Below are 14,001 nucleotides of genomic sequence, written 5' to 3'. Positions count from 1 at the left end.
TGGGGGTGCCCCCTCTGGGGGAGGGACCGGGGCACCCCACCCCCGTCAGCCGCTCGGCTTGACCGTCCCCGACCCCGCCGAGTCACCCCCGCCGGCAGGCGGGGTCGGCTGCTGCGTCACCGGCGGCGGATCCGTCTTCGGAGGATGATCCGTCGGCTCACTCGGAGTGGTCGGAGGCTGAGTCTTGGTCGACTCACCGCCCCCGGGGTACGAGTGGGCCCAGTCGAGTGCCCGCCACCGGGCGTCCGGGTCGGCGACGGCGAGTCATCGGGCGAGGCGGTCCCCGACGGCGACGGCGACGTGTCGCCGGACGGCGTCCCCGACGGCGCCCCCGTCCGCCCCGGCGTACCGGGCCGCTCCGAGCCACCGCCCCGCCCACGCATCGGGGCGGGCCCACCGCCCCCCGCCGGATGCTCGGCGGTCAGATCGGGCTCCCCGTCCTGCTGGGACGCCGACCGGTCCGGCTTGACCGCGTCCTGATCACCACTCCCCTGCTCGCCACCCCCCGCGGACGTCCCCAGCGACACCACGGTGCCGAGCACGGCGGCGAGCACCACACCGGCCCCGGCCGCCGCCAGATTGCGGCGTCCGCCGCCGGCCATCAGCTTCTGCACCCACGCCTGCGGTCCACCCGGCCGCTTGCCGCCCGCCGGGGGCGCGCCGGCGCCCGCCCCGGCGCGCGGCGCGGGAACGCGGTGGATGGCCGCGGTGGAGACGCGGTCCGGGTCGGTGGTGAAGGGCACGGGCCCGGCGGGCGGCGCCGCGGACTGTTCGCTGCGGGCCGCCGGGACCTCCTCGCCCGCGGAGCCGCGCGGGCCGCCGGCCGGCGCCGGAGGCCGTACGGCGGGACCGCCGGGCCGCCCGACGGGCACGGGGGCGGGCGTCGGCGCGGGCCGGGACCGGTCGGCGACCAGGGCGAGCGCCCGCCGGCTGGCGACGGCGCCGCGCTTGTCGGCGAGCACCCCGCGCAGCCCGGTGGACGCCTCCAGTTCGGCGCGCGCCCGGCCCAGGTTCCCGGTGCACAGCGCGAGGACGCCCAACTCGTGGTGGAAATACGCTTCTTCGCCCACTTCGCCGGCCAGCCGGGCGGCCTCCTGCCCGTGCCGGAGCCCGCGCTCCCAGGCGCTCCAGTGCAGGGCGCCCGCGAACGCCGGCGCGGCCGTGCGGGCCAGCAGCACGGCGGCGGCCGGGTGGCCGGGCGCGCCGGAGGTCACCAGGGCGGCGAGCGCGGCGAGGACGACGTCCGCCTCGGCGGCGATGCGCTCGGGGGTGACGGAGGGGTGCCCGGCCCACCAGGCGTAGTGCCGGGCGGCGGCCAGGACCCGCTCGGCCGCGCCCTCGGACCAGTCCGTGCCGGACAGTTGCCCGGCGACCCCGGCGGCCACCCGGTAGTGGGCGCCGACCACGGTGATCAGCCCGTCGTCGAACAGTTCGCCCACGGCGGCGTCGGCGTGCTCGTCCCCGACGAGCGCGGGCAGTTGGGCCTGGTGCGGGACCTCGCCGCCGAGGGCGAGGGCGAACCGCAGGGTCTCGCGGGCGGAGTCGCCGAGCCGGGCGGCGAGCGCCGCGGCGGGGGCGGTCCCCGGGGCAGCGGCTCGCGCCGGCCGGCCGGCGCGCCCTCCCCGGGAGCGCCACCCCCGGGAACGCCGTCCTCGGGGATGCTGAACGGCCGTTCGCCGTCGGCCGCGTCCGCGTCGGAGGCGGCGCCGTCGAGCCGCCGCAGCAGCGCGCCGGCCTGGACGAACCGCAGCGGCAGCCCGTCCGACTCGACCCACAGGTCGGCCGCCCAGTCGGCCTCCTCGTCGGTGAGCGGCCGGTCGACGGCCGTCTCCAGCAGCTCCAGGCACTCGGTGCGGTCGAGGCCGTCGAGGACGACCTCCTCGACGTGCGCGTCGGCGGAGGGCGCCGGGACGTCGGGCCGGGCGGCGAAGAGGAACGCGCACTCCGGGGTGGCGTCCAGGAGTTCGTCGAGCGCGGCGCCGCCGAACTCCAGGTCGTCCAGGACGACGACCGCGCCGATCTCCCGTACGGCGGCGGGCAGTCCGGCCCGGTCGGGCCGGTGCAGCGGCGCGTGGTGGACGGCGGCGTAGAGCTCGTGGAGGAGGTCGGGGGTGGTGCGGTGACGGCCGTTCAGCCGGACGACGCCGTCGGGCGCCAAGCGGGCGCAGTCGGCCGCGAGGACGTCCAGCAGGGCGGTGCGCCCGGAACCGGCGGGGCCGGTGAGGCGGACGGAGCGGCCGCGCGAGAGCAGCCGTCCCAGCCGTTCGCGGACCTCGCCGCGGCCGATGAGCGGCGCGCCGGACCGCGCGGCGCCGGCGGGCGGCGGCGGGACGGCGGCGCGGTCCCGCTCGGCGCGGGCCTCGGGGTCGTGCCGGCGGGCGGGCGGAGGCATGCGGCCGGGCGGGCAGGGCTCTATCTCGCTGCCGTCCACGGGGTTGACGGTGAGCAGGTAGTCCCCGGCGACGAGCCGGACGACCCGGACCGGGGCCGGGCTCTGGCCCGTGTCCTCCGCGGCGGAGGCCGGGGAGGCCGCAGGGACCCGGGGGCCGGGGGAGTCGGTGCCCGTACGGCCCTCACCCGGCCGCGCCGCGTCCGGTGTCCGGTTGGTCGGGTCCATCGTTCAAAGCCCCCCAGTCGCGTGGCGTGCCGTCGTGTCCTCCCGGCCTGTCCGCGCTCTTCCGACCACCGGTCCGGCGCCCCGCGGGCTTCTGCAAGGCGAAAGCGACGGGAAACCGAACAGACCTTGGGACAGTATCGCCGACCGGGGGCGCCCACGGCGCCCCGGGCGTCACCCTTGTGCGGGCAATCCGGACACTCGGCTCACGCCCGCCTCATCCGGCGCGTTCGCACGCCGGGAGCGGGGCGACGCGGCCCGGCTGTTCGGGGTCCTCGATGGCGAGGATCCGGTGCAGCCGGGTGGCCACCAGCACGCGCTGCATCCGGTCCGGAACCCCGCGCAGCACCAGCCGCCGGCCGGTGCGCCCGGCCCGGCGGTGGGCCCCCATGATGACGCCGAGTCCGGTGGCGTCCCAGGAGTCCAGCTCGGTGAGGTCGAGGACGAGGTCGCCCCGGCCGGCGTCGAGCGCGGAGTGCAGGACCGTTCGGGCGTCCGCCGCGTTGCGGACGTCGAGGCGGCCCCCGACGACCAGTTCGGCGTGGTCGCCCCTGATGTGCATATGCGCTCCCCTGAGTGCTGCGTGGTGTGGGTGTGGCTCTAAAGAACTGACTGCCTCTCACACGCCAAGGTTGCCGTCCGTTAGCGAACCATTACCCAATTCACACGGCAGGGTGAACCGGGCTTGTACGGACGGCTCAGTATTGGTAGAAGCCCTGCCCGCTCTTGCGGCCGAGGTCGCCCGCGTCCACCATGCGGCGCATGATCTCCGGCGGGGCGAACTTCTCGTCCTGGCTCTCCGTGTAGATGTTCCCCATCGCGTGCATCAGGATGTCGACGCCGGTGAGGTCGGTGGTGGCCAGCGGGCCCATCGCGTGGCCGAAACCGAGCTTGCACGCGGTGTCGATGTCCTCGGCGGTGGCCACCCCGGACTCGTACAGCTTGACGGCCTCGCCGACGAGCGCGGTGATCAGGCGGGTGGTGACGAAACCGGCCACGTCCCGGTTGACGACGATGCAGGTCTTGCCGACGCCCTCGGCGAACTCGCGGGCCTTGGTGAGCGTCGCGTCGCTGGTCTTGTGACCGCGCACCAGCTCGCACAGCTGCATCAGCGGCACCGGCGAGAAGAAGTGGACGCCCACGACGCGCTCGGGGCGGGAGGTGGCGGCGGCGATCTTGGTGATCGGGATGGCGGAGGTGTTGGAGGCGAGCACCGCGTCCTCGCGCACCATTCCGTCCAGCGCGCGGAAGATGTCGCGCTTGGTGTCGACGTCCTCGAAGACCGCCTCGACGACGACGTCCGCGTCGGCGGCCGCGTCCAGGTCGGTGGTGGCCGTGATCCGCCCGAACGCCGCGTCGGCCGCCTCGGCCGTCAGCTTCCCCTTGGAGACGAACTTGTCGTACGACGCCCGGATCCCGTCGGTGCCCCGCTTCAGCGCCGCGTCCGTGACGTCCCGCAGGACGACCTCCCAGCCGGCCTGGGCGGAGACCTGGGCGATACCGGAACCCATCAGTCCGGCTCCGACGACGGCGAGCTTCTTGGCCACGGCTGTCCCCTTTAATTCCTGTGCGCTTACCGGCGGTTCACTTACGGCTCCGCTGCGGACCTTAGCGCTCGTCACCGCGCTGGTGGGGGCAGAGAGATGCGCGTCACGTCCCAAATGACGGACATCACACCGGACACCGCGGCCGTGCGGACGCACGGCTCAATCCAGCCACTTCCGTACCGCGGGTCACACCCGTCCGGCCCCCGGATCACCCGTGTCGGCCGCCCCGGCGAAGGCCGCGGCTAGGCTCGTGGCATGGTCAATCTGACGCGCATCTACACCCGCACCGGCGACAAGGGCACCACCGCGCTCGGCGACATGAGCCGCACCGCCAAGACCGATCCCCGCATCGCCGCCTACGCGGACGCCAACGAGGCGAACGCCGCGATCGGCGTGGCCCTGGCCCTCGGCGAGCTGTCCGAGGACGTCGCACAGGTGCTCGTCCGGGTGCAGAACGACCTGTTCGACGTGGGCGCCGACCTCTCCACCCCGGTCGTGGAGAACCCCAAGTACCCGCCGCTGCGCGTCGAGCAGTCGTACGTCGACCGCCTGGAGGCCGACTGCGACCGCTTCCTGGCCGGCTTGGAGAAGCTGCGCAGCTTCATCCTGCCGGGCGGCACCCCGGGCGCCGCGCTGCTGCACCAGGCGTGCACGGTGGTCCGCCGCGCCGAGCGCTCGACCTGGGCGGCCATGGAGACGCACGGCGAGACGATGAACCCGCTGACGGCCACCTACCTCAACCGCCTCTCGGACCTCCTGTTCATCCTGGCGCGGACGGCGAACAAGGAGGTCGGGGACGTGCTGTGGGTGCCGGGCGAGAACCGCTGAGCTCCACGCGCGACCACCGCACCCCGCCGCGGGCCCGGGGGCCGGCTCCGGACGAGGCAGCGTCCCGGCGCGGACGACGGACAAGGCGGCCGGGGACGCGCCGTCGGCCCCCGGCGAGAACCGCTCAGCCCCGCGCCCGCCCACCGAACAACGCGGCCTCCCCGCCCGGACGCCGGACCCGAGGGCCGGGGACGTCCACGAGTCCCGGCGCGCACCGCCGCCACGCGGCGTCAAGCGCCCGGGGCGCGCCGCGGCCACAGCGAGTAGCTGCCGGCGAGGGCCACGTTGATGCCGATCACCCACAGCATCCGCGTCTGCCACATCCGCAGCGAGGACGTGTCCCCGGCGTCCCCGACGTACCAGACGGCCGCCTGGAGGAGCGCCGCGGCGACCACCGCGGAGAGGATCCAGCGGCCCGCCGTCCGCCACTCGTGCCGGGTCCGTTCAGGCCCGTACTTCGGCGGTCTCACCGGCGGCGGACCGCCCGCGAACCGGTGGGCGAAGCGCTGGTCGGCCCACTTCAGCGTCGAGTGACCGAGGCCGATCGAGAACCCGATGTAGACGGCCGCCAGGCCGTGCTTCCAGTCGGCCGTCGCGCCGTTGCGGAGGTCCATCGCGGTCACCACCAGCAACACCAGCTCCAGCAGCGGTTCCACCAGCAGCAGCGCCGCCCCGGCCCGCGGCATGCGCAGCAGGTAGCGCAGGCTCAGCCCGCCGGCCAGCAGCAGCCAGAAGGCGACCTCGCAGGCGACGATCAGCGTGACGACCACCGTCTTCTCCCTTCCCTCCCCTCCAGGCTCCCGGCGCCGGCGAGCCGTCTCGTCCTCACGGGCGGCGATTCGCGACTGCATCCTTCGATGTACTCCGCGCTCGGCCCCACGGTCGGACGGCGGACGACGACACCACCTCCCACGTGCTGTGATGTCCTCATGCCCCGCTCCCTCCCGCACCGCGACGACCTGCTGATCGCGGCGTCCGGGCTGCTCGGCGGCCTGGTGCTGTACGCGCTGGGGCTGAGCAGCCACCCGGTGGCCGCGCTGCCCCGCCGGGTGGCGCTCGTGGCACTGGCCGTGATGGCCGCGGCCGAGCTGCTGCGCCGCCGCAGGCCCCTCGTGGGGCTGGCCGTGGGGACGTCCGCGCTGGCGGTCGACGTGTGCTCGGGCAACCTGGTCGCGACCACGGTGATGTTCACGGACCTGGTGTACGCGGCCGTGCTCTACGGCCCTCCGGCCGCGTACCGTCTGCTCCCCCGCGCCTGCGAGGCGGTCACGGTGGCCGGGACGCTGCTGTCCCTCGCCCTGATCCGCCGGCCGGAGGCGGTGCTCGTCGGGCTCGCGCTGGCCGTCGTCACCATCGTCCCGGCCTGGACGGGCGTCGGCGTCCGCCACCACCGCGACGCGGCGGAGGCCGCCCGGCTCGCGGCCGAACGGACCATGCTGCTGGCCGAGATGGACCGGCGCGAGGCGGTGGTCGCGGAGCGCGCGCGGATGGCCCGCGAGCTGCACGACGTGGTCGCGGGCCACCTGTCGGCCATCGCCATCCACTCCACGGCCGCCCTGTCGATCGACGAGCCGGAGACGTCCCGCGAGGCGCTGGGCGTCATCCGCGGCAACAGCGTCCAGGGTCTGGCCGAAATGCGCCGTCTCATCGCCCTGTTGCGCGGGGCGGAGGACGCCGGCGAGCCGGGCGCGACGCCCACCCTCGACGGCCTCGACGCGCTCCTCGACCGCACCCGCGCCGCGCTGCCCGACGGGCGCCTCACCGTGGAGCTCCGCGACGCCCGCGGCCCCGGGCCGCTGCCCGCCCCGGTCGAACTTGCCGCGTACCGCATCGTCGAGGAGTCGCTGACCAACGCCGTCAAGCACGCGGCCCCCGGCCCGGTCACGGTGGAGTTGACCGGCGCGGACGGCCGGGAGCGGGCCCTGACCGTCCGGGTGACCAGCGCCCTCGGCGGCGGCGCCGGCAGGGCCGCGGAGCCGCGTGCCCCGGGCGCCGGGGCGGGCCTGGTGGGGATGCGGGAGCGCGTCGCCCTGCTGGGCGGCCGGCTGACGGCCGGGCCGGCCACCGGCGAGGACGACGGCGGCCGACGCTGGGAAGTACGGGCCGAACTGCCCCTGGACGACGAGGAGAAGAACACATGAGCGAGCGGGAACGGCCGATCCGCGTGGTCGTGGCCGAGGACCAGGCGTCCGTGCGGTCCGGGCTGGTCCTGATCCTGCGGTCGGCCCCCGACGTGGAGGTCGCCGGGGAGGCCGCCGACGGCGAGGAGGCCGTCCGGCTCGCCCGCGAACTGCGCCCGGACCTCGTCCTGATGGACGTCCAGATGCCCCGCCTGGACGGCATCTCGGCCACCCGGCGGATCGCCGGCGAGAGCCTCGCCGACGTACTCGTCCTCACCACCTTCGACCTGGACGAGTACGTCTTCGGCGCGCTGCGCGCCGGAGCGGCCGGCTTCCTGCTCAAGGACAGCGAGGCCGCCGACCTGCTCACGGCGGTACGGACCGTCGCCCGCGGCGAGGGGCTGATCTCGCCCGCCGTGACCCGCCGGCTGATCTCCGAGTTCGCCCGCCGCACCCCCGACCCGGCGGCGCACCGGGACGCGGCGGTGGTCGACACCCTCACCCGCCGGGAACGGGAGGTACTGGCCTGCCTGGGCGGCGGGCTGTCCAACGCGGAGGTCGCGGGGCGCCTGGGGATGGCGGAGGCGACGGTGAAGACCCATGTCAGCCGGTTGCTGGCCAAGCTGGGGCTGCGCAGCCGGGTGCAAGCGGCCGTTCTCGCCCAGGAGTTGGGGATGGTCCAGACCTCTTGACCATTGGTACGGACCTTCTTACGCTCCCCTCACAGTCGTGGTGAGCGTCCTTCGCGATACACACCCCCCTGCGCCGGGCCCGTCCCCTCTCGCCCACGCGCGTGCTCACCTCGCTGCGCACAGGTCACGGAACCCCCCATCCCCCACCCCCCACGTCACCCCCCACATCTCCTGACCTCATCGAGGAGCACTCTCTTGTCAACAGAGACCTCTCGACATCACACGGACCCCACCCTCAACTCCCCACGCAGACGGCCCGCCACCCGAGCCGTCGCCGCCCTAGGCGCGCTGCTCCTCCCCGCCGCCGCCCTCATCGGCTTCGCCGCCCCGGCGAGTTCGGCCGGCGCCCCGGCCCACGGGACGACGGCCGCGGCCGGCAAGCCCGTCAAGGCCGCCGCCGCGACCGCGACGTTCGCCAAGACCGGCGACTGGGGCTCCGGCTACCAGGGCGAATGGACCGTCAAGAACACCGGGACGACCGCCATCGACGGCTGGACCGTCGAGTGGGACCTCCCCTCCGGCACCGGGGTCGGCGCCTACTGGGACGCCCTGATCACCGGCTCGGGCACGCACTACACCGCCAAGAACCGGGAGTACAACGGCTCCATACCGCCCGGCGGCAGCGTCTCCTTCGGCTTCGTCGCCACCGGCAACGGCACCCCGGCCGGCTGCAAGCTCAACGGCGGCGCGTGCGACGGCTCGTCCACCGACACCCCGCCCAGCGCCCCCGGCAAGCCGGAGTCGACCGGCGTCACCGCCACCAGCATCGGGCTGAAGTGGGCGGCGGCCACCGACGCCAAGGGCATCAAGGAGTACGACGTCTACCGCGGCACGTCCAAGGTCGCGACCGTCGGCAAGCTCGCCTACACCGACACCGGCCTGACCGCGGACACCGAGTACACGTACACGGTGGTGGCCCGCAACCTGGACGGCAAGACGGGTCCCGCGAGCCCCGCCGCCACCTTCCGCACCACGAAGAGCGGTTCCGACCAGCCGCCGTCCGCCCCCGGCACCCCGCAGGCCACCGCGGTCACGGACACCTCCATCGCCTTGAAGTGGGCGGCGGCGACGTCCGACAAGGGCGTCAAGGAGTACGACGTCTACCGCGGCACGACGAAGGCCGCGACCGTCGCCAAACTGGCGTACACCGACACCGGCCTCCAGCCCGGCACCGACTACACGTACACCGTCGTCGCCCGGGACACCGCCGGCCAGACCGGCCCGGCCAGCCCGCCGCTGACCGTCCGCACCACCGGCGGCGGCACCCAGCCCTCCGGCGACATGATCAAGGCCGGATACTTCGCCCAGTGGGGCATCTACGGTCGCGGCTACACGGTGAAGTCCCTGGACACCACGGGCGCCGCCGCGAAGCTCACCCACATCAACTACGCCTTCAGCAACATCGACCCGAACAACCTCACCTGCCTCAACGGCGTCACCAAGGCCACCGGCTCCAACCCGCAGGACCCCAACCAGGGCGACGGCGCCGGTGACTCCTGGGCCGACTACGAGAAGGGCTTCAGCTCCGGCGAGTCCGTCAACGGCTCCCAGGACACCTGGGACCAGCCGCTGGCCGGCAACTTCAACCAGCTGAAGCAGCTCAAGGCCAAGTACCCGAAGCTCAAGGTGATGATGTCGATCGGCGGCTGGACGTACAGCAAGTACTTCTCCGACGTCGTCAAGACCGACGCCTCCCGGCAGAAGTTCGTCAAGTCCTGTATCGACATGTACATCAAGGGCAACCTGCCGGTCAGCAACGGACGCGGCGGCAACGGCAGCGCGGCCGGGATCTTCGACGGCTTCGACATCGACTGGGAGTGGCCGGGCGCCGACGGCCACGCCGGCAACCACATCTCCAAGGAGGACAAGGCCGGCAACACCCTCCTCTTCGCCGAGTTCCGCAAGCAGCTCGACGCGCAGGGCGCGGCCGACGGCAAGAAGTACCTGCTCTCCGCCTTCACCCCGGCCGACCCGGGCAAGATCGAGGCGGGCTGGGACATCACCACCAAGGACGGCACGCCCAGCGTGTTCGACTACATGGACTACGCCAACGTCCAGGGGTACGACTTCCACGGCTCCGGCAGCGACAACAGCTGGGAGCCCAACCTCACCGGCCACCAGGGCAACCTGTACCCGGACGCCAAGGACCCGTACACCACCAAGTTCAGCGTCGAGAAGACCATCCAGACCTACCTCGACGCCGGCGTCGACTCCCGCAAGCTCGTCCTCGGCATGGCCTTCTACGGCCGCGGCTGGCAGCAGGTCACCGACGGCGGCGTCCACGGCGTCTGGCAGAAGGCGAACGGCGCCGCACCGGGCCAGTTCCCGGAGGAGTCCGGTACGCGTGGCTACGACAACCTGCTCGCTTCCGTACCGAACTTGACCATCTACCACGACGAGACGTCGGTGGCGACGTACGGCTACACCGGCGACAACGGGCAGTGGTGGACGTTCGACGACGCCTGGTCGATCGGGAAGAAGACGGCTTGGCTGAAGTCGAAGAGGCTTGGCGGGGCCATGGTGTGGGAGATGAGCGGTGACAGCGGCACGCTCATGACCGCGCTGGACAACGGTCTCCGCTGACGCGGTTGGGGGCCCGGGGCGGCGGCCCCGGGCCCCCGGAACCGCGCTCCGCGCGGGTGTCCTCAAACGCCGGACGGGCTGAAAACTCAGCCCGTCCGGCGTTTGAGGACGAGCGGCGAAGCCGCGAAAAGGGGGTCTGGGGGCGCAGCCCCCAGGAATCGGCGAAGGGGAGGGTCCGGGGCACACCCCCCTACGCCACATTCACCCGCTGCCCAGGAGGCGCCGCCTCCAGCCAAGCCAAGAACCCGGTGAGAGCGTCCTCGCTCATAGCCAACTCAAGCAGCGTGCCCCGCAAAGAACACCGAAGGACGACGGCATCCGACAACAGTGCCAACTCCTCATCCCCATGAGGAGCCCGCCGCTCCAGAACCTCGATCGCATCCCGCTCCAGCACCCGCCGTGGGCGATACGCGTAGGAGAAGACCCGAAACCACTCGATCCGGTCACCGCTGTACCGCGAGACGCCATACACCCACCCCTTCCCGGGCGGGTCGGCGGCCGGCTCGGTGATGTCCCAGCGGAGGCTGCAGTCGAAGGTGCCACCCGACCGCTGGATGAGCCGTCTGCGCAGTCCGAAGACGAAGAGTCCCAGCAGTACCAGCAGAACGACGATGCCGCTCACGAGCAGAGCGAGGACCATCACCACCGACCTCCTCGCATGATCTAGAGCAACCGCACCTGTATTGCCTCAGCCGCGGACCGGCCCGAATGGTGCAGGGCGGTCCGCGGCTGAGGGACGTACTTCAGTGTGGCCGTGGGCTAGTGAGGGCCCGCGACCGCACGCAGCCGGACATCCGCGCGACGCTCGGCGGCGCCGTCGGCATCCGCCTTCGCGCGCTCCAGAGCCCGCTCCGCACGGGTGACGTCGATCTCGTCCGCCAGCTCGGCGACCTCCGCCAGCAGCGACAGCTTGTCGTCCGCGAAGGAGATGAAACCGCCGTGCACCGCGGCGACGACGGTGCCGCCGCCGGTGGTCCTGATGGTCACCGGGCCGGACTCCAGCACACCGAGCAGCGGCTGGTGGCCGGGCATGACGCCGATGTCACCCGATGTGGTACGCGCGATGACCAGAGTGGCCTCGCCGGACCAGACGCTTCGGTCCGCCGCGACCAGCTCGACGTGCAGCTCAGCAGCCAACGTGGCTCCTCGGGTCTCCACCCGCCGGGCACGGCGGGCGTTGGGTCAAAGAATAGGGGACGTGCGGTCCGGGGGCGGGAGTGCCCCGCCCCCGGACCGCGAGCATCACGATGCTCAGGAGACGCCCAGCTCCTTGGCGTTCTTCTTGAGGTCCTCGAGACCACCGCACATGAAGAAGGCCTGCTCCGGGAAGTGGTCGAACTCACCGTCGCAGATCGCGTTGAACGCGGCGATGGACTCGTCCAGCGGAACGTCGGAACCGTCGACACCGGTGAACTGCTTCGCCGCGTGGGTGTTCTGCGACAGGAAGCGCTCGACGCGACGGGCGCGGTGGACGACCATCTTGTCCTCTTCGCCCAGCTCGTCGATACCGAGGATGTTGATGATGTCCTGGAGGTCCTTGTACTTCTGCAGGATCCCCTTGACGCGGGAGGCGCACTCGTAGTGGTCCTGCGCGATGTAGCGCGGGTCCAGGATCCGGGACGTGGAGTCCAGCGGGTCCACGGCCGGGTAGATGCCCTTCTCGGAGATCGGACGGGAGAGCACCGTCGTCGCGTCGAGGTGGGCGAAGGTGGTGGCCGGGGCCGGGTCGGTCAGGTCGTCCGCGGGGACGTAGATCGCCTGCATGGAGGTGATCGAGTGACCGCGGGTCGAGGTGATGCGCTCCTGGAGGAGGCCCATCTCGTCGGCCAGGTTCGGCTGGTAGCCCACCGCGGAGGGCATGCGGCCGAGCAGGGTCGAGACCTCGGAACCGGCCTGGGTGAAGCGGAAGATGTTGTCGATGAAGAACAGCACGTCCTGCTTCTGGACGTCACGGAAGTACTCGGCCATGGTGAGGCCGGCCAGCGCGACGCGCAGACGGGTGCCCGGGGGCTCGTCCATCTGGCCGAAGACCAGCGCGGTCTTGTCCAGGACGCCCGACTCTTCCATTTCCGCGATGAGGTCGTTGCCCTCACGGGTGCGCTCGCCGACACCGGCGAACACGGAAACACCATCGTGCAGCTTGGCCACACGCATGATCATTTCCTGGATCAGAACGGTCTTGCCGACACCGGCACCACCGAACAGACCGATCTTGCCGCCCTTGACGTACGGGGTCAGCAGGTCGACGACCTTCAGGCCGGTCTCGAACATCTCGGTCTTGGACTCGAGCTGGTCGAACGCCGGGGCCTTGCGGTGGATGGACCAGCGCTCGGTGACCTCGTTCTCGGCCTCGGGGTCGTTCAGGATCTTGCCGAGGGTGTTGAACACCCGGCCCTTGGTGACATCGCCGACGGGAACGGTGATGCCGGTGCCGGTGTCGGTCACGGACGCCTGGCGGACCAGGCCGTCGGTGGGCTCCATGGAGATGGCGCGCACCACGCCCTCGCCCAGGTGCTGGGCGACCTCGAGCGTCAGGATCTTCTTCTTGCCGGCCTCGGCCGGGTCGGAGACCTCGACGGTCAGCGCGTTGTAGATCTCCGGCATCGCGTCGACGGGGAACTCCACGTCGACGACCGGGCCGATGACCCGGGCGACGCGGCCCGTCGCGGCGGCCGTCTCAACAGTGGTGGTCATTTATCGGTCACTCCCCGCGGTCGCGTCGGCCAGGGCGCTCGCGCCACCGACGATCTCGCTGATTTCCTGGGTGATGTCGGCCTGTCGGGCCGCGTTGGCAAGCCGCGTGAACGACTTGATGAGCTCTTCGGCGTTGTCGGTCGCCGACTTCATCGCCCGGCGCCGGGCCGCGTGCTCGGAGGCCGCGGCCTGCAGCAGGGCGTTGTAGACCCGGGACTCGACGTACCGCGGCAGCAGCGCGTCGAGCACGGCCTCGTCCGACGGCTCGAACTCGAACAGCGGAAGGATCTTGTCCTTCGCCGCCGCGTCCGCGTCGTCCGCCTTCTCGAGGGTCAGCGGCAGCAGCCGCTTGTCCACCGGCGTCTGCGTCATCATCGACACGAACTCCGTGGAGACGACGTACAGCTCGTCCACGCCGCCCTCGGCCGTGTCCTTGAGGACGGCCTCGATCAGCGGGTCGGCCACCTTCTTGGCGTCCGCGTACGTCGGGTTGTCCGTGAAGCCCGTCCACGACCCGGCGACCGGGCGCTCCCGGAAGGCGTAGTAGCCCACGCCCTTGCGGCCGACGATGTAGTGGACGACCTCCCGGCCCTCACGGCGCAGCCGCTCGGTGAGCTGGTCCGCCGCCTTGATGGCGTTGGAGGAGTAGCCGCCCGCGAGACCGCGGTCGCTCGTGACGAGCAGGACCGCGGCCCGCGTCGGCTGCTCGACCTCGGTCGTCAGCGGGTGCCGGGTGTTGGACCCGGTGGCGACGGCGGTCACGGCCCGGGTGAGCTCACTGGCGTACGGAGTCGACGCGGCCACCCTGCGCTGCGCCTTGACGATGCGCGAGGCGGCGATCATCTCCATCGCCTTGGTGATCTTCTTGGTCGCGGAGACGGCTTTGATCCGCCTCTTGTAGACCCGAAGCTGGGCACCCATGC

The 14,001-nt window shown here is 72.5% G+C and carries 13 protein-coding genes; 4 read left to right on the top strand and 9 right to left on the bottom strand.

Annotated features, from left to right (window positions below; all coding sequences use genetic code 11):
• Positions 1 to 116: 116 nt before the first annotated feature.
• The 4 genes from ACQEVS_RS23125 to ACQEVS_RS23110 all read right to left on the bottom strand — a co-directional run bounded on the left by ACQEVS_RS23125 (position 117) and on the right by ACQEVS_RS23110 (position 4,161).
• Complete coding sequence (locus ACQEVS_RS23125; RefSeq protein WP_433023276.1) at positions 117 to 1,439, bottom strand: hypothetical protein; 1,323 nt, start codon at positions 1,437 to 1,439, stop codon at positions 117 to 119.
• Positions 1,412 to 2,617: an ATP-binding protein gene (locus ACQEVS_RS23120; RefSeq protein WP_433023274.1), complete on the bottom strand. Its 1,206-nt coding sequence runs from the start codon at positions 2,615 to 2,617 to the stop codon at positions 1,412 to 1,414. Before ACQEVS_RS23120 ends, ACQEVS_RS23125 begins: the two co-directional genes overlap by 28 nt.
• 214 nt (positions 2,618 to 2,831) lie before the next feature.
• Positions 2,832 to 3,176: an STAS domain-containing protein gene (locus tag ACQEVS_RS23115; protein WP_433023272.1), complete on the bottom strand. Its 345-nt coding sequence runs from the start codon at positions 3,174 to 3,176 to the stop codon at positions 2,832 to 2,834.
• Positions 3,177 to 3,312: 136 nt separating this feature from the next.
• Positions 3,313 to 4,161, bottom strand: coding sequence for a 3-hydroxyacyl-CoA dehydrogenase family protein (locus ACQEVS_RS23110; protein WP_433023270.1), 849 nt, complete (start codon positions 4,159 to 4,161; stop codon positions 3,313 to 3,315).
• A 255-nt stretch (positions 4,162 to 4,416) separates the two neighbouring features.
• On the opposite strand from ACQEVS_RS23110, the gene ACQEVS_RS23105 reads away from it, so the two are divergent.
• A complete protein-coding gene (locus ACQEVS_RS23105) occupies positions 4,417 to 4,989 on the top strand; it encodes a cob(I)yrinic acid a,c-diamide adenosyltransferase (RefSeq protein WP_433023268.1) in 573 nt (190 codons plus the stop codon).
• 230 nt (positions 4,990 to 5,219) lie between these two features.
• On the opposite strand, the gene ACQEVS_RS23100 is transcribed toward ACQEVS_RS23105, so the two are convergent.
• Positions 5,220 to 5,759 carry a hypothetical protein gene (locus ACQEVS_RS23100; protein ID WP_433023266.1) on the bottom strand — a complete coding sequence of 180 codons (540 nt, stop codon included), beginning with the start codon at positions 5,757 to 5,759 and terminating at the stop codon, positions 5,220 to 5,222.
• 159 nt (positions 5,760 to 5,918) lie between these two features.
• Between ACQEVS_RS23100 and ACQEVS_RS23095 the strand changes: the two genes are divergently transcribed.
• The 3 genes from ACQEVS_RS23095 to ACQEVS_RS23085 all read left to right on the top strand — a co-directional run bounded on the left by ACQEVS_RS23095 (position 5,919) and on the right by ACQEVS_RS23085 (position 10,384).
• Positions 5,919 to 7,130, top strand: a complete 1,212-nt coding sequence (locus ACQEVS_RS23095) for a sensor histidine kinase (RefSeq protein ID WP_433023264.1) — start codon at positions 5,919 to 5,921, stop codon at positions 7,128 to 7,130.
• Entirely contained in the window at positions 7,127 to 7,801 is a 675-nt protein-coding gene (locus ACQEVS_RS23090; RefSeq protein ID WP_433023262.1) for a response regulator, read from the top strand. Before ACQEVS_RS23095 ends, ACQEVS_RS23090 begins: the two co-directional genes overlap by 4 nt.
• 195 nt (positions 7,802 to 7,996) lie before the next feature.
• Positions 7,997 to 10,384: a glycosyl hydrolase family 18 protein gene (locus tag ACQEVS_RS23085; protein WP_433023260.1), complete on the top strand. Its 2,388-nt coding sequence runs from the start codon at positions 7,997 to 7,999 to the stop codon at positions 10,382 to 10,384.
• Positions 10,385 to 10,574: 190 nt separating this feature from the next.
• On the opposite strand, the gene ACQEVS_RS23080 is transcribed toward ACQEVS_RS23085, so the two are convergent.
• The 4 genes from ACQEVS_RS23080 to ACQEVS_RS23065 all read right to left on the bottom strand — a co-directional run bounded on the left by ACQEVS_RS23080 (position 10,575) and on the right by ACQEVS_RS23065 (position 13,999).
• Positions 10,575 to 11,030 carry a DUF2550 domain-containing protein gene (locus tag ACQEVS_RS23080; protein ID WP_433023258.1) on the bottom strand — a complete coding sequence of 152 codons (456 nt, stop codon included), beginning with the start codon at positions 11,028 to 11,030 and terminating at the stop codon, positions 10,575 to 10,577.
• Between the two features lie 113 nt (positions 11,031 to 11,143).
• Complete coding sequence (locus ACQEVS_RS23075) at positions 11,144 to 11,521, bottom strand: F0F1 ATP synthase subunit epsilon (protein ID WP_433023256.1); 378 nt, start codon at positions 11,519 to 11,521, stop codon at positions 11,144 to 11,146.
• A gap of 114 nt (positions 11,522 to 11,635) precedes the next feature.
• Positions 11,636 to 13,078, bottom strand: a complete 1,443-nt coding sequence (gene atpD / locus ACQEVS_RS23070) for a F0F1 ATP synthase subunit beta (RefSeq protein ID WP_433023254.1) — start codon at positions 13,076 to 13,078, stop codon at positions 11,636 to 11,638.
• Positions 13,079 to 13,999 (bottom strand): F0F1 ATP synthase subunit gamma, encoded by a 921-nt coding sequence (locus ACQEVS_RS23065; RefSeq protein WP_433023252.1) that lies wholly within the window; start codon positions 13,997 to 13,999, stop codon positions 13,079 to 13,081.
• Between the last annotated feature and the right edge of the window lie 2 nt (positions 14,000 to 14,001).

This window comes from Streptomyces sp. CA-181903 (genome assembly GCF_050937075.1).
In the GTDB taxonomy this organism is placed as follows: Bacteria; Actinomycetota; Actinomycetes; order Streptomycetales; family Streptomycetaceae; genus Streptomyces.
This window is presented reverse-complemented; position numbering and strand designations above follow the sequence as displayed.

Coding starts and splice junctions, on each gene's coding strand:
- ACQEVS_RS23120 (WP_433023274.1), bottom strand. CDS start 2,617: ATGGACCCGACCAACCGGACACCGGACGCGGCGCGGCCGGGTGAGGGC.
- ACQEVS_RS23115 (WP_433023272.1), bottom strand. CDS start 3,176: ATGCACATCAGGGGCGACCACGCCGAACTGGTCGTCGGGGGCCGCCTC.
- ACQEVS_RS23105 (WP_433023268.1), top strand. CDS start 4,417: ATGGTCAATCTGACGCGCATCTACACCCGCACCGGCGACAAGGGCACC.
- ACQEVS_RS23095 (WP_433023264.1), top strand. CDS start 5,919: ATGCCCCGCTCCCTCCCGCACCGCGACGACCTGCTGATCGCGGCGTCC.
- ACQEVS_RS23090 (WP_433023262.1), top strand. CDS start 7,127: ATGAGCGAGCGGGAACGGCCGATCCGCGTGGTCGTGGCCGAGGACCAG.
- atpD (WP_433023254.1), bottom strand. CDS start 13,078: ATGACCACCACTGTTGAGACGGCCGCCGCGACGGGCCGCGTCGCCCGG.
- ACQEVS_RS23065 (WP_433023252.1), bottom strand. CDS start 13,999: ATGGGTGCCCAGCTTCGGGTCTACAAGAGGCGGATCAAAGCCGTCTCC.